The organism is Candidatus Limnocylindrus sp. (assembly GCF_040397235.1).
Lineage (GTDB): Bacteria > Chloroflexota > Limnocylindria > Limnocylindrales > Limnocylindraceae > Limnocylindrus.
Genome location: NZ_JBBAWH010000002.1, coordinates 239,931 through 260,343, shown reverse-complemented (window position 1 = coordinate 260,343; position 20,413 = coordinate 239,931). Strand labels below are relative to the sequence as shown.

General features: G+C 64.3%; 18 protein-coding genes and 2 tRNA genes. 10 read left to right on the top strand and 10 right to left on the bottom strand.

Annotated features, from left to right (window positions below; translation table 11 throughout):
• Positions 1–264: 264 nt before the first annotated feature.
• From gap to AC3LB0_RS02940, 4 genes are all read right to left on the bottom strand, one after another.
• Positions 265–1,272, bottom strand: a complete 1,008-nt coding sequence (gap, locus tag AC3LB0_RS02955) for a type I glyceraldehyde-3-phosphate dehydrogenase (protein ID WP_488649673.1) — start codon at positions 1,270–1,272, stop codon at positions 265–267.
• Complete coding sequence (locus AC3LB0_RS02950) at positions 1,269–2,321, bottom strand: ROK family protein (protein ID WP_488649672.1); 1,053 nt, start codon at positions 2,319–2,321, stop codon at positions 1,269–1,271. Before AC3LB0_RS02950 ends, gap begins: the two co-directional genes overlap by 4 nt.
• A gap of 160 nt (positions 2,322–2,481) precedes the next feature.
• Entirely contained in the window at positions 2,482–2,622 is a 141-nt protein-coding gene (locus AC3LB0_RS02945) for a DUF5679 domain-containing protein (RefSeq protein WP_488649671.1), read from the bottom strand.
• A gap of 132 nt (positions 2,623–2,754) precedes the next feature.
• Complete coding sequence (locus AC3LB0_RS02940) at positions 2,755–4,347, bottom strand: hypothetical protein (protein WP_488649670.1); 1,593 nt, start codon at positions 4,345–4,347, stop codon at positions 2,755–2,757.
• 83 nt (positions 4,348–4,430) lie between these two features.
• Here AC3LB0_RS02940 and AC3LB0_RS02935 point away from each other — a divergent pair, with 83 nt between their 5' ends.
• Positions 4,431–5,141, top strand: a complete 711-nt coding sequence (locus AC3LB0_RS02935; protein ID WP_488649669.1) for a hypothetical protein — start codon at positions 4,431–4,433, stop codon at positions 5,139–5,141.
• Between the two features lie 128 nt (positions 5,142–5,269).
• Here the strand turns inward: AC3LB0_RS02935 and AC3LB0_RS02930 are convergent, their stop codons facing one another.
• Together AC3LB0_RS02930 and AC3LB0_RS02925 are read right to left on the bottom strand one after the other, a co-directional pair.
• A complete protein-coding gene (locus AC3LB0_RS02930) occupies positions 5,270–5,734 on the bottom strand; it encodes a hypothetical protein (RefSeq protein ID WP_488649668.1) in 465 nt (154 codons plus the stop codon).
• A gap of 65 nt (positions 5,735–5,799) precedes the next feature.
• On the bottom strand, positions 5,800–6,711 hold the full coding sequence (locus AC3LB0_RS02925; protein ID WP_488649667.1) for a DMT family transporter: 912 nt from the start codon (positions 6,709–6,711) through the stop codon (positions 5,800–5,802).
• 42 nt (positions 6,712–6,753) lie between these two features.
• Here AC3LB0_RS02925 and AC3LB0_RS02920 point away from each other — a divergent pair.
• A tRNA-Ala gene (locus AC3LB0_RS02920) sits at positions 6,754–6,829 on the top strand.
• 26 nt (positions 6,830–6,855) lie between these two features.
• Here AC3LB0_RS02920 and AC3LB0_RS02915 read toward each other — a convergent pair.
• On the bottom strand, positions 6,856–7,557 hold the full coding sequence (locus AC3LB0_RS02915; RefSeq protein WP_488649666.1) for a M48 family metallopeptidase: 702 nt from the start codon (positions 7,555–7,557) through the stop codon (positions 6,856–6,858).
• Between the two features lie 54 nt (positions 7,558–7,611).
• Here AC3LB0_RS02915 and AC3LB0_RS02910 point away from each other — a divergent pair, with 54 nt between their 5' ends.
• The 3 genes from AC3LB0_RS02910 (at position 7,612) to leuS (ending at position 11,546) form a co-directional block, all read left to right on the top strand.
• On the top strand, positions 7,612–8,838 hold the full coding sequence (locus AC3LB0_RS02910; protein ID WP_488649665.1) for an MFS transporter: 1,227 nt from the start codon (positions 7,612–7,614) through the stop codon (positions 8,836–8,838).
• Positions 8,839–8,869: 31 nt separating this feature from the next.
• Positions 8,870–8,945: transfer RNA gene (locus AC3LB0_RS02905), tRNA-Ala, on the top strand.
• A 42-nt stretch (positions 8,946–8,987) separates the two neighbouring features.
• Complete coding sequence (gene leuS, locus AC3LB0_RS02900) at positions 8,988–11,546, top strand: leucine--tRNA ligase (RefSeq protein ID WP_488649664.1); 2,559 nt, start codon at positions 8,988–8,990, stop codon at positions 11,544–11,546.
• A 26-nt stretch (positions 11,547–11,572) separates the two neighbouring features.
• Here the strand turns inward: leuS and AC3LB0_RS02895 are convergent, their stop codons facing one another.
• Positions 11,573–12,202, bottom strand: a complete 630-nt coding sequence (locus tag AC3LB0_RS02895) for a hypothetical protein (RefSeq protein ID WP_488649663.1) — start codon at positions 12,200–12,202, stop codon at positions 11,573–11,575.
• A gap of 131 nt (positions 12,203–12,333) precedes the next feature.
• Here AC3LB0_RS02895 and AC3LB0_RS02890 point away from each other — a divergent pair, with 131 nt between their 5' ends.
• The 4 genes from AC3LB0_RS02890 (at position 12,334) to holA (ending at position 17,572) form a co-directional block, all read left to right on the top strand.
• A complete protein-coding gene (locus tag AC3LB0_RS02890) occupies positions 12,334–13,272 on the top strand; it encodes an LLM class flavin-dependent oxidoreductase (protein ID WP_488649662.1) in 939 nt (312 codons plus the stop codon).
• Between the two features lie 63 nt (positions 13,273–13,335).
• A complete protein-coding gene (locus tag AC3LB0_RS02885) occupies positions 13,336–13,980 on the top strand; it encodes a ComEA family DNA-binding protein (protein ID WP_488649661.1) in 645 nt (214 codons plus the stop codon).
• 296 nt (positions 13,981–14,276) lie between these two features.
• On the top strand, positions 14,277–16,544 hold the full coding sequence (locus AC3LB0_RS02880) for a ComEC/Rec2 family competence protein (RefSeq protein WP_488649660.1): 2,268 nt from the start codon (positions 14,277–14,279) through the stop codon (positions 16,542–16,544).
• The gene (gene holA / locus AC3LB0_RS02875; protein WP_488649659.1) at positions 16,520–17,572 is read left to right on the top strand and encodes a DNA polymerase III subunit delta; all 1,053 of its coding nucleotides are present in this window, start codon (positions 16,520–16,522) and stop codon (positions 17,570–17,572) included. The genes AC3LB0_RS02880 and holA overlap by 25 nt, the downstream gene beginning before the upstream one ends.
• A gap of 26 nt (positions 17,573–17,598) precedes the next feature.
• On the opposite strand, the gene AC3LB0_RS02870 is transcribed toward holA, so the two are convergent.
• Positions 17,599–18,843, bottom strand: coding sequence for an MFS transporter (locus tag AC3LB0_RS02870; protein ID WP_488649658.1), 1,245 nt, complete (start codon positions 18,841–18,843; stop codon positions 17,599–17,601).
• Between the two features lie 144 nt (positions 18,844–18,987).
• Between AC3LB0_RS02870 and AC3LB0_RS02865 the strand changes: the two genes are divergently transcribed.
• Positions 18,988–19,725: an endonuclease III domain-containing protein gene (locus AC3LB0_RS02865; RefSeq protein WP_488649657.1), complete on the top strand. Its 738-nt coding sequence runs from the start codon at positions 18,988–18,990 to the stop codon at positions 19,723–19,725.
• A 13-nt stretch (positions 19,726–19,738) separates the two neighbouring features.
• On the opposite strand, the gene AC3LB0_RS02860 is transcribed toward AC3LB0_RS02865, so the two are convergent.
• Positions 19,739–20,380, bottom strand: coding sequence for a hypothetical protein (locus AC3LB0_RS02860; RefSeq protein ID WP_488649656.1), 642 nt, complete (start codon positions 20,378–20,380; stop codon positions 19,739–19,741).
• Between the last annotated feature and the right edge of the window lie 33 nt (positions 20,381–20,413).

Here is a 20,413-nt window from a genome sequence, read left to right as displayed (position 1 = left end):
GGCGCGCCGGTCGGGCGCGGCTGCCCGTTGGAGCCCGTGATCGTTGGCTTTACTTGCGGCCGATTCGCTGGGCGGCTTGAGGCGAGCATCGCCCCAGCCGGCTTCTGAGGCGGTGCCCCACTCGTGCTCTTGGCGGGAAGGGTGGTGGCTGGCTTCGCCACAGCGGGCTTCGGTGTGCTCTTCGGCTTCGCCGCCGGCTTAGGGGCGGGCTTCGGGGCTGGCTTGGCGCTACCGCCGAGGAGCCTTGAGAACAGCCCCTTCTGCTCAGGCATGCGTCGCCACGTAGCGCACCAGGTCGGCAACGCGGCAGCTGTAGCCCCACTCGTTGTCGTACCAGGTGACGATCTTCACGAACTTGTCGCCGACCATCATCGTGCTGAGGGTGTCGATGATCGACGAGCGGGTGTCGCCCCTGTAGTCCGATGAGACAAGCGGCTCATCAGAGACACCGAGGATGCCCGCCATCGGCCCCGCCTCTGCGGCGCGGAATGCGGCGTGGATCGCCTCGATGCTTGCCGATCGCTCCAGCTCTGCGGTGAAGTCCACGATGCTCACCGTTGGGGTTGGGACGCGAATGCTGAAGCCGCCGAAGCGGCCTTCAAGTTCTGGAATGACGCGCGCGATTGCCGCCGCGGCGCCCGTTGACGCTGGCACAAGATTGAGCGCTGCGGCACGCGCGCGACGCGGGTCGCTGTGTGCAACATCAAGGATGCGCTGGTCATTGGTGTAGCTGTGGATGGTGGTCATCAACGCACGCGCAATCCCCCAGCCATCAGAGATGACTTTCGCCGCGGGGGCGAGGCAGTTCGTGGTGCAGCTGGCATTCGAGATGATGCGGTGCTTCGCTGGGTCGTACTGCTTCTCGTTCACGCCCATCACGATCGTCAGATCTTCACCCGTCGCTGGGGCGCTGATGATCACCCTCTTCGCACCAGCCTTGAGGTGTGCGGCAGCCTTCTCGGCGTTGGTGAAGAGTCCCGTCGATTCAACGACGATGTCGACGCCGAGGTCACCCCACGGCAGCGCCGCAGGATCCTTGCTCGCGAACACCTTGATGCGACGGCCGTCGATGACGAGCTCGGACTCTTCGGCGGTGACGCTACCGGGGTAGATGCCGTAGGTGGAGTCGTACTTGAAGAGGTGGGCGTTCATCTTCGGATCAACGAGGTCGTTGATCGCCACCACCTCAACTTCAGGCGAGCGCTGAATGATCGCCTTCAGGCTCTGGCGCCCAATGCGGCCGAAGCCATTGATACCTACGCGTACGGTCATCGAGTGTCCCCCTTCGATTTCACCGCTACGGCCCGCTCCCACTCTGGATTGCCGATTCGTCCGACAACCATTGGATGGCAGCCCGCCAGGCTCACGTCCCCACCGAGCTCGGCGGGGTGTACGGAAACTCTCCGCCCTGGAACCTTGAAGCTATTGTCGCCGATCTCCCCCTGAATACGCGAATGGAGCGTCTTCCAGTGCGCCTCGGCGAACGAGCCGCCGATGATGATGCGGCTCGGATTGAACACATTGACGAACCCGGCGACCGCCCGGCTGATCGCCAGGAGCGCATGATCGATCAGCCCTTGGGCAACGCGATCCCCGGCGGCAGCCCCTTCGGAGACCTCCTTGGCGCTGATCTGCCCCTTCGGATGCGCGGCGAGCCAGGCGGCGAGCCACGGGCTTGCGCCGCTCGCAGCGGCCTCGCCCCCCGTGCGTGCGAGCGCAACGCCTGAGGCATGCGCCTCAAGGTGCCCGATGCCACCGCAGGCGCAGCGCGGTCCATCGAGCGTGATCGGCGCATGGCCGATCTCGATCCCAGTGTCGTCTGGTCCGGTGTAGAGGCGACCGCCGCTGATCACCGCGCCACCGAGACCGGTGCTGATCGTGATGTAGAGCAGATCATCAATGCCACGCCCTGCTCCGAACGCACGCTCACCGAGGATCGCCACCTTCGTGTCGTGCTCAAGGAGCGTGGGGAGGTTGAGCGCCGCGCTGATCGGCCCAGCGAGATCCGTGCCTGGGAAGTCGGGTCCGAGGTTGGGTGGCTCAACGGCGATCCCACGCCACGGATCAATCGGACCAGGTGCGCTGATACCGATGCCAACAAGTCGCGCGGTAGCGGCTGCGTCTTCGACACGTGCCGCATCTCGTGCCTGCTGCAGCGTGCTGATGCATGCAGCGACGATGGCGGCGGGGCCGCTGCTCACGGGAGTTGCGCTTGCAGCACGACCGATGCGCGAACCATCGGCGCGCACGACCGCTGCGCGAATCTGCGTCCCGCCGAGATCGAGGGCGAGGACGGTCGCATCAGCGGACGGGGCGGTCATCAATCCTCCGTGCTCACGATGAGCTCACTGTGGATAACTTCGTGCGTGGTGTGGCGAGTTATTCACAACTCGCGAGAAGCGGCGCGGCCCCCGACTGGTCTCCCAGTCGAGGGCCGCTTGGCCGCTATGCAATCGCCGTGCGGCGATCGCGCGTTGTTAATCAGCCACCGATCCTGAAGACCTTGGTGCCGCACACTGGGCACTTGCCCTCGAGTGCTGGCTTGCCGTTCTTCATCGTGACCTTCTTCGTGTCAATAGCTTCGCGCTTTGCCTTGCACTTAACGCAATAAACTTCGGCCATCGTGTGTACCTCCACAAACCGGAGCGTGAGCTCCGATCTACCTTGACCCCAAAACGGGGCACGTGCCTCCTTGGTAGCGTTACCAAGCGCTGATCGGCAGGGAGGCCAAACGGCCTCCTCGCACGATCACCGTCATTGAGGATAAGCAGCACGCCCCGCACGGTCAACCCTCCCCCCCGCACGAGTCGCCCCTGGCACAGCCTGTGCCTCCTCGCACAACGGGAGCACGACCAACCTGACCCCGCCGGGGCCTGTCAGCTCGAGGCTGCCGCCACGTACGTTGAGGGTCTGGGAGACCCGCTGGACCCACCACGGCTGAGCCCCGCTTGGGATGGCGATCGAGGGGGCCCCAGCCGGCATCGTCAGCACGACCACGGGCGGAGTAGTGGGCGGGGTACCCGCAATTGTGCTCGTTGGAACCCTTGTAGGGGCTGGCGGGCGGCTCGTACCCACCGCCAGGGCCCAGAGTCGGTACCCACCCCCTGCAGAGCCTGAGCGCTGGTGCAGCACCCCGCGCACCGTGATCTCTAACTTGGGCACCAGAAGAGCCGCCGGTACCTGACCGACGAGGCTCGACCCCAGCCCAACCAGGAGCTCCCCGCCCCCCGGCAGCCTGAGGGTCAGGCTGCGAGCGCCCGCTGCGAGATCCTTCATAGCGCCACTCACGGTCCCCGATACCTGAATGACCTGACCCTCCCAGGGCTCCCATGCCCACGGCCCAGGCGTTGGCGGCCCGACTCTGGTTCCGTCTCGCGGCTCAATCCAGCCATCGACCTGCGCCGCTGCCGTGGCGGTCAGGGTGAGTGCCTGCCGCCGCAGGAGCAGCGTTCCGGTAATCGTCACCACATCGCCGCGCGCGAGGTCGGTATCTCCACTCTGGGCGAGGACAAACGCCCCGATCCCGGTCGCCCCATCCTCTACGCAATAGAGCCGCTCCTCGGCTAGTTCGCCGGGTGCCGCCGAAACTGTCCCGCGCATGGTGATCGTTCCATTCAGCGGCGCAGCGCGAACCTCCGTTGGGGTTAGCACGAGAGGTGTTGACGTGGCGGTCGGCGTAGGCGCGCTAGAGGGTGACGGAGTGACCGTGAGAGTCGGGATTGGTTCCAGCGTTGGCGGCGGCGTTCCTGGTACCTCAGGCGTGAGGCTGGGCGGCGCGAGTGGCACAAGGGCGAAGTCGGCACTGTTGTTCTGCGTATTGATCAGCCCCAAATCTACACTGCGCCGTCGTTCGATCATCGTTGTTGATGACGCCGCTGGCGTTGGGGTGCCGAAGCCGCCGGCGCTCGACGTGGCGCTCCCCCACGCAACGGCGTCAGCGATCAGCGTGGGGGTGGCGCGCACACGAAGGCGCACGGCGCCACCAGTTGCAGCGATCCCCTCACTCCACGTCGCGAATGCGTTGAGCGCAAATGCTCCGAGACTATTGGCGGCCAGCAACCGTGCGCCAGCGGCGAGTGGCGCGGCACCTTCAAGGCTGATCAAGCGCCGCGTAGTCGCACCGCTCGCCGTGGCGTAGACCAGCTCGTAGTCGGCAATGTTTGCACCACCCGCGCCCACCGCCTCGATCACCACGTACTCGTCGGAGGCAGAGCTGCCGCCTGTGGCAATGCTGCTGATTAGCAGTGCATCTGTGCTGGCCGCGCGTGTGAGCGACGGTGGAAGGAGGGTGAGCGCCAGGATCACGATCCCGAGCACTCCAGCGTGAAGGTGACTGACTCTCGCCATATGAATCTCCATCGCGGGGTTGGACGGAGGCGAGGGGCGAAGCCTCCCACGCGCTGCGTACCGCGCGCGTCTAAGATGTAGACATGAGTAATGCAGATCACGCCAGCGACCGCGCAGAGGCGCGTCGCCGCAACCGTCTGGCCGCCAGGGAGCGCGCTGAGGCAGAGGCTCTCGGCATCACCCCGGAGGCCCCAGTTGCTGCAGCCGCAGGTGTCCCAACGCCAGCAGCTACAGGCGGACTCGGGTTTCGCGTAGCACTCCGCTCATCGGCGGGCCGCGCACCGATTCGCGCAGATCTCGCCTACCTGCCAACGCTGATCCGCACCCGCGCCTTTGTGTTGCCGCTCGCGCTGGTCGTCGTTACCACCGTTATCGCTCTGCAGCCAGGAGTGCTCGCCTCAAACATTGCTCAGCTTGCAGTGCAATCGATTCTGCTGCCGCCAGCGTTTGTTGTCGCCTTCCTTGGTGGCATGCTGACGCGACGTGGTGCATGGCTGATCGGTGGACTCTTCGGCATCATCACCTACGCGGCGTCAGCAATTGTGGGCACCTCTGATGCCATGGCTTCGTTCCCTGAGGGAAACCCTGTGAAGGGTTTGCTCGATGGCATCACGGCCAATATCGGAAACCCTGGCGCAATGCTGGGCGACATCTACGGCGTCGCTGCGGCCGGCGTCTTGGCCGGTGCGTTTGCCGGTTGGTATGGGCGCTTCTTGCGCGCGATGAGTCCGAACCAGCCAACAGAGCGCGATCGTCGCCGCATGGAAGCGGAGCGACGTAAGGGGAAGCGCTAGGCGCTCGCCCCCACAACCTGCGCGGCGATCAGCGCAAAGGTCAGCACAAAGAGTCCCAACACCAGCAGGATCGGTAGGACGATTTCGCGACGCTTCAACTTTGGTGCCATCACTCCTCCTTCAACGCGCTACGGCTTTGGACAACCCTCACCAAGATAAACGACGAGCGAGGTACGCGTGCCGAGCGGCTCAACCAGAATGGTGAGAACGCACGCCCCCTGATCTCGAGTCGCGTTGATGCGCCGTGCGGTTGCGGTGCCGGTCGGCTCCTGCACATCCCATGCGAGTCGACGCAGCTCGTCAATCGCCGCAGCGGTCGCTTCGCTCACCCCCATCTGGCTCCAGATCGCGCCGCTCGACTGCACGTCGAGGCGCACGAGTGAGTGGCCACTCGCAAGCAGGGGGAAGTCCGCGGGGAGTGCCCCCCAGACGCGCCCGTATTCGGTGGAAATGACGGTTGTAGCTCCCTGGCTGGGGGTGGGGGTGGCCTCGCTCGAACCGAAGCAGCCGGCCAAGAGCAGCGGGAGGGCAACGAGGAGCACCGCACGGTGTCGGAGGGGGTGAGTTAGGCGAGGGCCGAGATGGGGCAACACCTCGTGAGGATACTGCCCTCGCCTACGCCTCATAATAGAACAGGCGTTCTACTTGCGCAAGGGGGCTAGGCCGGGAGGGTGGCGAGCACTAGCCCAGCGGCCAGGGCGCCGAGGCCAAGCACCTGGGGGCGGCGCAGCCGCTCGCGATAGCCGAAGAGGCCGCCGAGCACGACGATGATTGGGCCGAGCGAGCTGAGTAGGGAGACCGCCCAGGTTGGCCCCTGCTCGAGCGCCGCGGCAAAGATGAAGAAGGCGATGGTGTCGCCAAGCCCAACAAGGGTGGCAAGCGCAAATCCGATCCGATCGAGTCGCTGCCCCTCGCCGAGCAGATCGTGGCGCCCCCACTTCGGCAGGCGTGCGCGGTACTTGTAGAGGACAAAGAAGATCAGCCAGACGGTGACGAGGTTGCCGATGCGCGAGAGAGCGATGGCGGTGCTCCAGCCGTACGCCTTGATTGGAATCGTCAGCAGCACGGTGATGATCGCGAAGAAGAGGAGGCCAACCAGCGCAAAGGCCACACCTGGGCTCGCCAGCGTGGCGCGTCGACTGCGCCCGGTGCCGGTGGTCTGCAGTCCGAGCAGGCTGATGCCGATCCCGACCGCGATGACCCCAGCGATGTGGGGCGGGGTCAGACGCTCGTTCAGGAAGATCACGGCAAGGAATGCGGCGAGTGCGCCGTACGCTGAAATTGTTGGGGAGACGACGCTCAGTGGCCCGAGGCGAAATGCGGTGAAGACGCCGATGTAGGCAATGCCTGCAGCAACTCCCAGGAGCAGCGTGGCGCCGACAATTGTCGTGTCGTAGTCCGTCGTAAGCGCGCCGCGCGCGATCGCCACCGCGCCGGCCAGTACGAGCGAGGTCGAAACGGCGATCACCACCACGCGAAGCGAGCCGATGCGCCGGCCAACAACGCTGGTGACGAGGTCGGTAACGCCCCACATGGCGGCGGAGATCAGGGCAAGAAGGAGTGGGTTCACCCCTAGATGTTAGCCGTCGCCGTGGTATTCTGCCGCTCCGCTGGGGCTGTAGCTCAATTGGTAGAGCGCGACATTCGCATTGTCGAGGTAAGGGGTTCGAATCCCCTCAGCTCCACCAGCCCCTTTTACATCGCCAGTGGTTCGCTAGCGAACCGCGCTCAAGGCCGGGGCGAGCCGCTGCAGTTGGCGCATGCGCGCCGCCTCATCAGGAAGGTGCCGCTCCACCACCGCTCGGAATCGTGCCCCGTGACCGCTGGCGCGCAGGTGGGCGAGCTCATGAACGACCACCGCTTCGAAGCACGATGGCGGCGCCAGCACGAGACGCCACGAGAGCGAGATGGTGCCATCACCCGATGCGCTCCCCCAGCGCGTTGACTGATCGCCGATGCGCAGGCGCGTGGGGGTGACGCGCATCTCTGCGGCGTAGACGCTGATCATCTGCTCGGCAATGGCGCGCGCGCGGCGTCGCAGCCAGCTCAAGAGTCGGCGGCGCACCGCTTCAGGGTCACCAGCGATCGCTGCCGGGATCTGAATCTCACCGTTGAGCGCCGTGATGCTCCCGCCAGCGCCGACCACGATGTGATGGGGGCGCCCGGCATACGGGATCAGTCCGCCGACTGCCAGACGGCCATCGGTGCCGAGCGCGGTGCGGCGGGAGGTCACCTCGGCAAGGGAGCGGTCAATCCACTTGAGGCGCGTGGCAATGAACGCCTCGACATCGCGCCGCGCGCGGGCCTCGCTGTACCGCTCTGGCACCACCGCCTCAAGGCCATGCTCTGGGTCAATGCGCAACGTGAGGCGTCGTGCGCGTGGGCTACGAATCAGGCGATACGGTCGGGGGCTCACGGTGCAGAGTTTCGCATGGAGGCGGCATCTCTCGGCGCGTGGGATGCTTTACCGATGACGACTACCACCCCAACCCTGACGAGAAGGAGCCGTGCCGCGATCTACGCAGCGATCTTCCTCGCCTTTATCGACAACTTCGCCCTTTTGCCAGTGATTGGCCCGCGTGCTCAGGAGCTCGGTGGCACCCCACTCTTGGTCGGCATCGCCATCGCCGCCTACTCGCTCGCCAATCTCGCCTTCAACCCGATCGGCGGCATCCTCGCCGACCGCATCGGCCGACGCCGCGTCGTCGTTGCCGCGCTGATCATTAGCCCCGTCGCCATCGCCATCTACGCCCTCGCCGATTCGTTGCCGCTCTTCCTGCTGGCGCGTGTCGTTCACGGGGCCTCTGGTGGTGTGCTCGCCGCGGCGCTCTTCGCCCTCCTCGGTGATGCCGCCCCTGTTGGTGAGCGTGGGCGAACACTCGGCCGAGCCGGCGCGCTCATCGGTATCGCTGCAGTCTTTGGTCCAGCATCGGCGGCACTCGTCTCTAACCTCTTTGATGTGAATGCCGTCTTCCTCGGCGTCGCCGCCTTCATCGCCATCGGCCTTGCCGGCGTCCTTCCGCTGCTCCCCGAAACGCTCGTGGTCACACCATCAACGCGACCAACCGTTGGTGCATGGCGCCGCATTCTGAGTGAGCCGCGCGTGCGCGTTGCCCTGTTAGCAATCTTCGGACTCGAAGCGGCGGTAGGTACCGTGACCGGCTTCATTAAAGATGGACTCATTCAGCGCGCGCTCGAAGAGGGACGCACGCAAGAGGCGGCACTCCGATACGCAGCGGGGGCGAGCGGTGGCCTCTTTACGATCTTCGGTGTGATCGCGATTGTGCTGATGCTCAGCCGCATCTCCACCCGCGTGGATAAGCGTGGGCCGTTCGGTATTTCACTCATCGGACTTGGCGCGCTGGTTGGTGCGCTCACCCTGCTCGCCATGAGCCCCACGCTGACCATCGACCTGGTGGCGATGGTGCTCTACGGCATTGGCTACGGGCTGATCTTCCCGGCGGCCGCTGGGGCCATCGCCATTGCTAGTGCGCCTGAAGAGCGCGGTCGCGCGAACGGTGCATTCAACGTCGCATTCGATCTCGGGATCTCGACAGGGCCGATCCTGGGTGGCCTCGTCGCGACCGCGGTGATCGGGGTGACCCCGTTCGCTGGCGGACTCGCCCTCGTCGCCCTCTCGCTCGCCCTTCTCCCCCTCGCCGCACGTGGCGCCACGCGGGGTACCGCACGAGGCTGAGGCGGGAGTGGCTGATACACTCGCTCCCCTTGGGGCTATAGCTCAGTTGGTAGAGCGCTTGCATGGCATGCAAGAGGTCAAGGGTTCGAATCCCTTTAGCTCCACCAAGCCGCCAAATGGCGCGCTTCGGAAGGAGAGGAGCCCCACCCGTGGCCGAGCAAGACGAGCGACTCGAGCGGTACAACCCGACCGAGATTGAGCCGCGCTGGCAGCGCCGCTGGGAAGAGCTTGGGCTCCACACCACCGACCTCACCGACACGAGCAAGCCCCACTACTACCTGCTCACGATGTGGCCCTACCCGTCGGGCGACCTGCACATTGGCCACTGGTATGTAAAGACCCCAACCGACGCCATCGCGCGCTACAAGCGCATGCAGGGCTTCAACGTCTTCTACCCGGTCGGCTTTGATGCCTTCGGCCTCCCCGCCGAGAACGCCGCCATCAAGCGCAAGATCCATCCGCGCGAATGGACGGTCGCCAACATGGAGAAGATGCGCCTCCAGTTCCGCATGATGGGCGCCTCATTCGACTGGAACGCCGAGGTCGTCACCTGCGACCCGATCTACTTCCGCTGGAACCAGTGGATCTTCCTCAAGTTCTACGAGAAGGGTGTCGCCTATCGCAAGCAGGCGCCAGTCGACTGGTGCCCCTCGTGCCAAGTCACCCTCGCGCGCGAACAGGTAGAGGGTGTTGATCGCGTCTGCTGGCGCTGCTCCACCCAAGTCACCAAGCGCGACCTGACGCAGTGGTTCTTCAAGATCACCGACTACGCCGACGAACTTCTCTCATTTGAGGGGCTGAGTTGGCCAGAGCCGATTCGCACGATGCAGACAAATTGGATCGGTCGCTCCGAAGGTGCCGAGGTCGACTTCACCGTTGCACCTGCGGCACATCATGCCGGCGGTGAGAAGCTGCGCGTCTTCACCACGCGCCCCGACACGCTCTACGGCGCAACCTTCATGGTGCTCGCACCTGAACATGATTTGGTCGACACCATCACCACGCCAGAGCAGCGCGCCGCGGTCACCGCCTACATCGAGGCAACGAAGCGCAAGACCGAGATTGATCGACTCACCACTACGAAAGAGAAGAGCGGTGTGGCGACCGGTGCGTTCGCGATCAACCCGGTGAACGGCGAACAGATCCCTGTGTGGATCGCCGACTACGTGCTCGCCGGATACGGCACGGGTGCGATCATGGCGGTGCCAGCGCACGACGAGCGCGACTACGAGTTCGCCCAGCAGTTCGGCCTGCCGATCGTTCCGGTGGTGGCGCCTGCAGCCTTGGCCGCTACACCAAACGACGTACCGCTCCCGTACGTGGAAAAAGCAGAGGGTGCCGCCATCGCCGTGAACAGCCCCGCCTGGAACGGCGCCGCTTGGCCAGAGTCACTCACCAAGGCCATCGCCCATCTCACCAGCACCAAGACGGGCGAGAAGAAGGTCACCTATCGCCTGCGCGACTGGCTGATCAGCCGCCAGCGCTATTGGGGAACGCCGATCCCAATCATTCACTGCGAGGCCTGCGGCCCCGTCGGCGTGCCGGTGGAGCAGCTCCCCGTCACGCTTCCTGACGACGTCGACTTCAAGGCGACCGGTGAGTCGCCACTGAAAACTGCCACCGCGTGGCTCAATGTGCCCTGCCCGAAGTGCGGCGGCCCTGGCCAGCGCGAGACCGACACGATGGACACCTTCGTCGATTCGTCGTGGTACTGGTATCGCTACCTCGCGCCAAAGAACGAACTTGGCCCAGTCGATCGCAAGCTCGTTGACACCTGGTGCCCAGTCGATCAGTACACCGGTGGTGCTGAACATGCGGTGATGCACCTGCTCTACTCGCGCTTCTTCACCAAGGCGATGCGCGACCTTGGGCTGATCGGCGAATCTGAGCCGTTCACGCGCCTCTTCAATCAGGGGCAGATCCTTGGCGCCGACGGCGAGCGCATGTCGAAGTCGCGCGGCAACGTGCAAGACCCCGACGAACTCGTCAGCCGACACGGCGCCGATGCGGTGCGCCTCTTCTTGATGTTCATGGGCCCATGGGATCAGGGTGGCGCCTGGTCGTCGAGCGGCATCAGCGGCATGGTGCGCTTCCTTGGCCGCATCTGGACACTCGCCCTCGACCCACACGGCAAGGAGCCGGGTGATCCGAACTCTGGCGTTCTCCCCGCGGGCCAAGGTCAGGCCGCCGGCGAAGCCGCCGTTCGTCGCGCCGCGCACAAGGCGCTCGGCGGCGTGGGCACCGACATTGAGGCCTTCCGCTTCAACACCGCCGTTGCCAAGCTGATGGAGCTCGCCAACGCGCTCTTCCCGTATCGCGGCAGCCCTGTTGCTGGTACCGCGGCGTGGAACGAGGCGATTCACTACCTGCTCGCCGGCATCGCCCCGATGGCGCCACACCTCGCCGACGAGATGCACAGCCGCGTGCAGGCGGCCGCGGGCATGAGCGGCAGCGACCCGCGCTGGACCTCGATCCATCAGTGCGCCTGGCCAACCGTCGACAGCAGCCTGCTCACCGAGAGCACCCGCGAGCTCCCGGTGCAGGTGAACGGCAAGCTGCGCGACAAGCTCACCGTGAGCGCCACCGCGACCGAGGCCGAGATCGAAGCGCTCGCCCTCGCCTCACCGAAGGTGCAGCTCGCCCTTGAGGGGCGCGCGCCGAAGAAGGTGATCCACGCCGGCGGGCGCCTCGTCAATATCGTCGGCTAGCGAACGGCGCAACCGCGCCGCACTCGCTACTGCGCGAGTAGCGCCAGCATCGCCGCAACGTCAATCGTTGCAGTCATCACCGTTCCGTCGGCCCCAGGCGTCAAGACGATGTCGCTCATTGGGAGCCCCGCAGTCGCATCAGACCCTTCGATCTTTCCATCCTTGATCGCCGCTTCGAGTGCTTGGGCGAGCTCGTTGGAGATCGTTCCGGTCAGTGCAGCCGTCTTATCGGTGCCGATCACGGTTAGATCCGCAAACGAGGAGAAGGTGTCGGCCGTCATCGTGAAGCGTGTCCCTTCAGGGAGAACGACCGTACCCGACTCAGCACCAGCCATCAGGGTGTTGACGTCGTCAATACCGAAGCCACCGAACTCAAAGACAAGATTGGTCGCCATCAAGCTGCCACCAGCGATAGATGCCGGAAGTGTAGGAAGGGTGATCTTCGCGCCATCGGCGCGGATCTCAACGATCGCGCCCTCAAGGCCCGCGGCCTGGAGCTGCTCGGTTGCGAGCTTGTTGATAGCGGGTGTGACAACGAGGACCCAGGCGCCAACCAGCAGGCCGGCGATCACGCCAAGGGCGATGAGGAACTTGCGCTTCTTGCTCATCTTCTTCTTCTTTGGCTGTGTCTCTCCGTCGACGGTTTCCTTGGCCACGATGCACCTCTAACTAGCGGGCTGAACCAGAGGCTCTGATTTACAGTCCGCCAAGTCTACGCGAGAGGGCTGCCGAGGAGTACCCTTGGCGCAACGCGGCGGCCTGCCGCTGGGGTTAAGGAGGGTTCATCGTGGGTGAGGTCAAGATTGGCGCGCTGGTATGGCCACAGTTCACCGAGTGGAAGTCGGTCAAGTCGATGGGCGTTACCGCCGATCGCGTCGGCTTCGACACCCTTTGGACCTGGGACCACATGTACCCGATCATTGGCAACCCGAATGGCCCCATGTTCGAGGGCTGGTCGACGCTTGTCTCGTGGGCCGAGAACACCTCGAAGATTCGCATCGGCCTGATGGTCGGCGCGAACACCTTCCGTGAGCCAACCCTTACGGCGAAGCTCGCCACCACCCTCGACCACATCTCCAACGGCCGCGCCATCCTTGGTGTGGGCGCCGCCTGGTTCGAAGAGGAGCACGAGCACTTCGGCCTGAACTTTGGTGATGGCTTCCCTGAGCGACTCCGCTGGCTCGGCGAGGCCCTGCCAATCATGCGCGGCATGCTCGACGGCACCGAACCGACCGCCACCGGCCCGCGCTACAAGGCGAAGACGGTGCGCAACCTGCCACTCCCAATTCAGAAGCACCTGCCGATCTTGATCGGCGGTGGTGGTGAGCAGGTCACGCTGAAGCTCGTGGCCAAGTACGGCGACGCCAACAACGTGAGCGGCACCCCCGAGCAGGTCGCCCACAAGGAAGAGGTGCTGCTGAAGCACTGCGAGGCGATTGGCCGCGATCCCGGCACGATCGACCGCACCATTGGCATTGGCAACGTGGTGATTCGCAACGATGCCGCCGAGGCCCTGCGCATCCACAAGTCGCAGTTCGCCGCGAACGGCATCGAACCAGCCTGGGAGAACCAGCCGGTTGGCACCGTCGACCAGATCGTAGAACACCTCGCTCCGTACCTAAAGATCGGCTACCGCCACCTGATTGCCGGCTTCTCTACCCCACACGATGAGGAGTCGATGATCCGCTTCGCCGAAGAGGTGCTGCCCAAGCTCAAGCAGATCTAGTTCCGCTCCACGCCAGAGTGGCGTGGTACGTACGGAATACCTCTCGAAACGCACGATGCGTTCGTGCTGCAACGATATCGATGGCCTGCCCTGATTGCTGGTTCCGTACTCTCAGTCGCCCTGATCCTCAGCTTCTCCGCTGAGCCGGAGTACACGGTTGAACCAGCGCCGACAGAATCTTTAGAGGTCCCCCAGGAATTGATTGCGGGCGCTGTAATTCGCGTCGAGGTCAGTGGTGCGGTTCGTATCCCTGGCGTCTACCCGCTCCCTGCCGGATCTCGGCTAATTGATGCCATTACGGCCGCTGGTGGGTGGGGGGAGCGCATCGATCCGCTCCGCATCGAGATCTGCCTCAACCTCGCCGCACCGCTGACAGACGGCTCTGCGATACGAATTCCATCGCGAGATGACCGCTTTCTGCTCGGCGTGCAGGGAATTCTCTGCGGAACGCTCTACGCCGCCCCTGGAGACATCGCGGCAGCAGACGTAGCGGGCTCGGTTGCGACAACCGCTACTGGTGGAAAAGTTGATTTGAATACCGCGACCGCAGAGCAGCTCGACACGCTGCCGGGCATTGGCCCTGTTACGGCTGCGAAGATCATTGCGGCGCGCAAAGAGGCGCCGTTCCTCATCGTTGACGATCTCCGCACGCGAGGGATCATCAGCGATCGAGTTCTGCAGCAGATTCGACCGCTCGTCACACCGTGAGTGATCGGCGCCGCGGAGCGCCGCGACTTGGAGGGCGTGCCGGCTGGGCAGCCATTGCGGCTGTTGCGACGGCACACGTGTGGCTGTTGCCCCTCCCCGCCTCAGCTCTACGTGCCGGCGCACCCGCTCTTGCGCTCGGCTCACTCGTTTTACTGGCGCTGTTGGCACGGAACGCGCATCTCAGGGCGAACGATCTCATCCGAGCAGCACTCCTTGGCGTTCTACTCATCAGCGCGCGCATAGCCCTTTTAGGTCCACCCATTCCTCCTGCAGATAGCGCCGCGGCTCTGGTACCGGTGGGTGAGATCCGTGGGCAGGTTGCAGCACTCCTTGCTCCACTCCGTGGAGCGCAACGGTTCATCATGGAAGTAGATGGAATACACATTCAAGTTGAGGCGCCGCCAAATCCAAGTGTGCGCACTGGCGACACCCTGCTTGCGACACTTACGCAGCGGTCCGTAACGCCCGATTCTCAAGAACGTCTACGCATTCGCGGGATTTCAGCGACGGCGCGAACGCGGAACGTGCAGATCCTCTCCCGCGGTAGCCCCCTAGAGTCACTCCGAGCTGCCCTCGGCGACGCCATTGAGCGCGTGCTCCCAGCGCCCGCCGGCGGGCTTGCCGCGGCAATCGTGATCGGACTGCGCGAGCGGGTCGACGAACGTCTTGCGGCAGACTTTACGGCGACGGGACTCGGACACGTTGTTGCCCTCTCTGGCTGGAACGTTGCGATCACCATGGCGGTTGCTGATCGTTTCGCCAAACGGTTCCCTGCCAAGCGTCGGCGCCCGCTGCTGATCATCGTTGCGATCGCATATGGCCTCTTTGCCGGTGCGAGCGCCAGCGTGATCCGCGCCAGCTTTATGGCTGCCGCCGCACTGATCGGCGCGCCATCCGGTCGGCCTGGCTCTGGGGCGGTGGCGCTCTCGCACGCCGTACTTGCGCTGATGGTGCTCGACCCAGCGATTGCGGCCGACACTGGATTTCGCCTCTCAGCGCTGGCAACTGCCGGGCTACTCGCCAAGAGTCAGCGCTGGTCCGATCGTGCGACGGCGTTTGGCGAGAGGCTCCCCAAGCAACTCCGCACAGGCTGGTCCTTTATAGGTGCGGATGTCGCCGTAAGTCTGGCCGCCCAGGCTGCAACACTCGGGCTTGTCATCGCCCTCTTCGGGCGTGTTGCGGTCTGGTCAATCCCCCTGACGCTCTTGATCGCTCCCCTTATTGCCCCAGCCACTGCTGCGGCGATTCTCGCCACCTTTGCTGGTGAGCTGGTGCGCGTGCTGCCACCTCAGCTGGCCATCTTGCCGAGCCTGCTAGCCCTCCCCGCAACGGCACTCTTTAGTGCTGCCGCGTGGATCGCCCAGGTCGGCGCACACCTACCCGCTGGCGGCATCGAAGTACCTCGTGAGGCCACGCTCAGCATTGGTCTGGCTCTTGGCGCAGTTGGAGTCTGGCTTCTCCTGCGAGATGAGCCACCAAGCACCCGAAGGCAAGCTGATGAAGGGGCCGTCTCCTCAAGCCCTGCAACGGGGCGCCTAGCGTTTGGTATCGCGCTGTTGATCGCAGTGAGTGCGCTCACCTCACTTGGTGGCGCCGCGCCGCGTGGATCACTGCGCATCACTACGCTCGATGTTGGGCAGGGCGACGCAATCCTTGTTGAGGTATCTGGTCGTCGCATGTTGATTGACGGCGGTCCTGACCCGTCGCGCCTTAGTGCTGAGTTGGATCGAATCATCCCGGCGTGGGATCGTCGGATTGATCTCCTTGTGGCTAGCCACCCGCATGAGGACCACCTCGCCGGACTCCCGAAACTCCTTGACCGATATCGCATCACCTCGGTCATCGGCTCAGAAGATCGCGGTGGGGGTCCGGCTGCATCAAGTTGGAGGGAAATTTTACAGCGGAGTCGCATCTCGTACCACCAGGTCTTTACCGGAGACAGGCTCCAGCTTGGAGCTGCACGGTTAAGTGTCCTTTGGCCAGATAAAACGTACCTGTCGCTACCACCTGGGAACGATGGCCGAGCGCTGAATGATCGGTCGATCGTCTTGCGGCTAGATGTACCAGGCTTTAGTGCGCTGTTCACAGGTGACATTGAGAGCGACATCGACGCGCGCATCATTCGGAACATCGGCGCCCCCGTTGATTTTCTCAAGACACCACACCACGGCAGTAAGGGATCCACGAGTAGGGCCCTGCTGGACGTGCTTGATCCGCGGGTATCTGTTGTCTCAGTTGGGGTAAAAAACACGTATGGTCACCCCGCTGCTGAAACCCTTCAACGCCTCGGGGAGCGGGGTGCCGCAGTTGAGCGAACCGACCTCAACGGCACCGTGACCATCACCGTGCCGTTGCAACATCCAGATCAGATCAAGATTCAAAGCGGAAGTGGCGAACGCCTTGCCCCCGCGCGCTCCGCCGTTGGTCGTCGCGCTCCAAGCGCAGCAGCCGCCGATGCAGTTTGGCCAATCCGTCTCGCATCAGTTAGCGCCTCAGGTGGTGCCTCAGGCTGCCTCATCCCACGCGCTAGGATCCGCCCATGGGAACGGCACCGATCCTCCTAGCCTGGGGTGACGACCTCCTCCTCATCGAGGAGGCGGTGGCAGCGCTGGGCGCCCGCATGGCCGCCGAGGACCCTATGGGAGGCGGGCTCCCCGAGAAGGTGCGCCTCAAGGCTGAGGGGCGTAGCTCGGAACAGGCGGTGAGCACTCTGGGCGAACTGCGTCGGCGCCTCGATACCGGGGGGCTCTTCGGTGGGGGGTCACTCGTTGTTGTCGCAGGGGCAGGGCTACTTGGCAGAACCAAGGATCTGCGCGCCAACCTCACCGACACCCTCGCCAACATGGCTCCTGGGAACGGCGTTGTCTTAGTTGATCAGCGCGCGCGACGTCCGAATCTCAAGGGAGCGCGTCCCGACGGGCCTGGCGAACTTGGGCTGTTGGTGCAGGATCGCGGCGGCAGCATCGTCTCGTGCATCTCCCCTGGCCCCGGCGAGTTGGCATCGTGGTTGCTGGCGCGCGCGAAGAGCGCTGGCCGCGAGATCGCGGGTGACGCGGCAAAGTCGATCGCCGAGCGGCTCGGTGCCGAGGTGCGCGAGCCTGACCTTGATCGCAGTGGCATTCGCATGACGTCGGTGGTTGAGCTCGAGAAGCTAATGCTGGCGATTCCTACGGGGCCGATCTCGCTGCGCGCCGTTGATGCCCTCATTGCCGATCGCGGTGTTGGATCGCTCTTTGCCTTTGCCGACGCGATCGTCTCGCGCAGTGGCACGCTCGTCTCCAAGCACCTGCTTCGCGCGGTCAGTGAGCCAGGTCCAATGGTCGTGGCAACGCTGCATCGCAAGATGCGCGACCTCGCGCAGATTCACGGCGCAACGGTTGTGGAGGGTGCGTCAGTTGCTACGGCGGCTCGCACTATTGGCATGCATGAGTTCCCCGCCGGAAAGCTTGCCGAGGCGGCACGCAAGTGGAGCAGCACTGAGATCGCCGAGGCGATCAACGGCCTGGTAGAACTCGATGCGATCAGTAAAGGTGACGGCGAGCGGGCCTGGGGCCCGGCGCTGACTCGCTGGAGCGCTGCGCGCATTCGCTAACGCAGCGCTCCGAGCGCGTCGTTAGATCAGCCTTCGCGCTTCTCCGGCACCGCCTGCAGCAGGTACCAGCCCACGAGCATCGTTGCGAGCAGGGTCAGCAGGCCGACCGTGTATGCGCCGTTGCCTAGCACTGGGTACAAGAAGAAGATCGTGGCGCCATACAGCAGGCCGCCGATCACCTGTGAACCTTTGCCGACCAAGCCGTAGAGGCCGTAGAACTCTCCGAGCTGCTTCGGTGGGGAGAGTCGATACATGAGGATTCGGTCGGCACCCGAGAGGCCGCCGAAGCCGAAGCCGAGGATCACGCCGGCCACGATGAACGGGATTGGTGAGACGAAGAGCGCGCCGATGACGAGCGCAACCGCCCAGAGGGCGAGTACGCGGTTCAACGTTGCCTTCGGCCCTTGGCTATCGGTGAGACGTCCCCACACGAGGCCGCCGATCACTGCGGTCGTCGCAAGTGCAACGAGCACATAGTTCGCCTCGCCTTGAGTGAAGCCGACCGCCTGCACCGCGAAGATCGCCATGATCGAGATCACGGTGTTCTGTGCGTCGGTGTAGAAGAAGCGTGCCGTCAGGAAGCGCTTCAGGCCTGGGTACTTCTTGAGCTCGCGAATGGTGCCAAGGGTGGCGGTCAGTGAGTTGCCGCTAGCAACCTTGCCCGACGGTTCTGGAACCTCCTTGATGAAGATAAAGATCGGAATTGAGAGCACACCGAACAGGATCGGGGCAATCACAAATACCTGCGTTACGGAGATATCGCCGAAGAGGATGATCACGCCGATGAGAATCGTGCCGAGGTACCCGAGGCCGTTACCAAGCCCCGAAACCCAGCCGCGGTTTGCTGGTGTGCTCACGATCTTGATCGTAGCATCGTAATAGACCAGGGCCGACTGGTAGCCAAAGTTCGCGATGCAGAAGAGCACCACGCCCATGCCGACTGGCACCGACGGGATGAAGATCGCCGGGATGATCGCGAGAAGCGTAAAGAAGAGGAGATACGGGAGCCGTCGCCCCGCTCGATCAGAGATCGCACCGATTGCCGGCGAGATCAACGCATTGATGCCGACGGAGAGGGCGATCGAGATCTGCAGCCAGAGGTTTCCCTGTGACTCGCCGAGCCCCTGCTCGCTGGTTAGATAGAGACCAATCGCATACGAGAAAATGCCGTACGACCAGATGGTGTTTGCCAGGTCGTAGAGGGTCCACGAGGCGATCCAGGTCGCCGGAACGGTGATCTTGACGCCGCCGACGGCGCTACGTGTAGCCATGTTTATCCTCCCTATGCCGAACGCGCGGCGCGGGCACGCCGTCGCTTCGGTCAGTTGACAGGATGAGGGTTAACGGGGCGTAATGCCCGCCTGGGCGCACTTGGCGCACCGTGATCTGCCACGGCTGGGGGCTACGATACGGGCATGCCACCCGCACGAAAACGGCCAGTTTCCGCACGAAGCAGCCCGGCGCAAGCCTGGGTGAAGCAACTCAAGCGCCGTCGTCCCGGGCTGGTTGAAGACGCCTTATCGGGCCTGGCCGCCCTCTACGGCACCCCGGTCTGGAAGCCGCGCATGGACCCGATCAGTGAGCTCGTCACCACGATCCTGAGCCAGAACACCAGCGACACCAATGCGGAACGCGCCTTCACGGCGCTCCGCGACCGTTACCCAGACTGGGCGGCGGTTGAGGCGGCGCCGGTGCGCTCGCTTGCCGCCGTGATCAAGAGTGGTGGGCTTGCTGCGCAGAAGGCGCCGCGCATCAAGGCGGCGCTCCGCGCCACGCGCGAACAGAGCGGAGCCTATGACCTGACATTTCTGACAACGATGGCGCCGCTAGCGGCGCGCGACTGGCTTACCGCCATTCCGGGGATCGGCCCAAAGACCGCTTCCATCGTGATGCTCTTCTGTTTTGGCGTGCCACTGATGCCGGTCGACACCCATGTGGAGCGCGTCTCAAAACGGATCGGCCTGCTGCCACCAAAGGCGAGTCTGCAGTTCGCTCACGACGCCTGGCTCGATTTGGTGGAGCCGTCGCGCATGTACGAGGCGCACGTCGCGCTAATTCGTCATGGTCGAGGGCACTGCAATGCGCTTCGTCCAGATTGCGAACGCTGCCCGATTCGTGCGCGTTGTCGGTATACCAATCGTCGCGCGCCGTAGCGCGTTGTATTTCCTAGCGCGCGTCGCTGCGGTGCGCACTCGCTTGTGACCAGGGTGCACTTCTAAAGTCAAGACCACCGGGCTCGCCCGACGTACGCGATCCAAGGCCGAGCACTTCGACTGCAGCGCCGGTTGGCAGCGCAAGTCGCGGGCCACCGTTTGGCAACGCCGCATCGGCAAGGTCGGCGAGTCGCTCATCGTTGCCGCCAGTCGCGTGCGCCAGAATGCTCCACGCGCCGAGCGCGCCGATGCCATCAATCACGCGAATAGCGTGGCCGCCGCAGGTGCACGAGGCGGCGCGCCGACCGAGCGCCATCGCCGACGCCGAGTCGGCAATGATCGTGAGATGCGGCAGCGTGAGGGCATTCGTGAGTTCACGTACCCGCTCTGGTTGATCAAGGAGTCTCGTAGCATCGCCACCGCATAAGAAGAGCGTTGTTGGCTCAGTTGACTCATGCGGCAGATGACTGATGAGGGTCGCCTCACGACCAACGGCGGCGAGGAGCTGCTGGAGGGAGCGCGCCTGCCGATCGTCGTCTGAGGCAATGGAGGCGAGCAGCAGGGGGCCAGGTTGTGCGGCGAGCCAGTGCAGCGCCTCGGGCCATGCCTGGGCTGAGCGTCCGAGTCCGCCGCCAGAGAGGTAGAGGGTTGCCATGCCTTGATCGTACTGGGCTGCGCCATACTTACG

What these genes read in the sequence shown, in the direction of transcription:
- gap (WP_488649673.1), bottom strand. Translation starts at nt 1,272, where the DNA reads ATGACCGTACGCGTAGGTATCAATGGCTTCGGCCGCATTGGGCGCCAG.
- AC3LB0_RS02950 (WP_488649672.1), bottom strand. Translation starts at nt 2,321, where the DNA reads ATGACCGCCCCGTCCGCTGATGCGACCGTCCTCGCCCTCGATCTCGGC.
- AC3LB0_RS02945 (WP_488649671.1), bottom strand. Translation starts at nt 2,622, where the DNA reads ATGGCCGAAGTTTATTGCGTTAAGTGCAAGGCAAAGCGCGAAGCTATT.
- AC3LB0_RS02940 (WP_488649670.1), bottom strand. Translation starts at nt 4,347, where the DNA reads ATGGCGAGAGTCAGTCACCTTCACGCTGGAGTGCTCGGGATCGTGATC.
- AC3LB0_RS02935 (WP_488649669.1), top strand. Translation starts at nt 4,431, where the DNA reads ATGAGTAATGCAGATCACGCCAGCGACCGCGCAGAGGCGCGTCGCCGC.
- AC3LB0_RS02910 (WP_488649665.1), top strand. Translation starts at nt 7,612, where the DNA reads ATGACGACTACCACCCCAACCCTGACGAGAAGGAGCCGTGCCGCGATC.
- holA (WP_488649659.1), top strand. Translation starts at nt 16,520, where the DNA reads ATGGGAACGGCACCGATCCTCCTAGCCTGGGGTGACGACCTCCTCCTC.
- AC3LB0_RS02870 (WP_488649658.1), bottom strand. Translation starts at nt 18,843, where the DNA reads ATGGCTACACGTAGCGCCGTCGGCGGCGTCAAGATCACCGTTCCGGCG.
- AC3LB0_RS02865 (WP_488649657.1), top strand. Translation starts at nt 18,988, where the DNA reads ATGCCACCCGCACGAAAACGGCCAGTTTCCGCACGAAGCAGCCCGGCG.
- AC3LB0_RS02860 (WP_488649656.1), bottom strand. Translation starts at nt 20,380, where the DNA reads ATGGCAACCCTCTACCTCTCTGGCGGCGGACTCGGACGCTCAGCCCAG.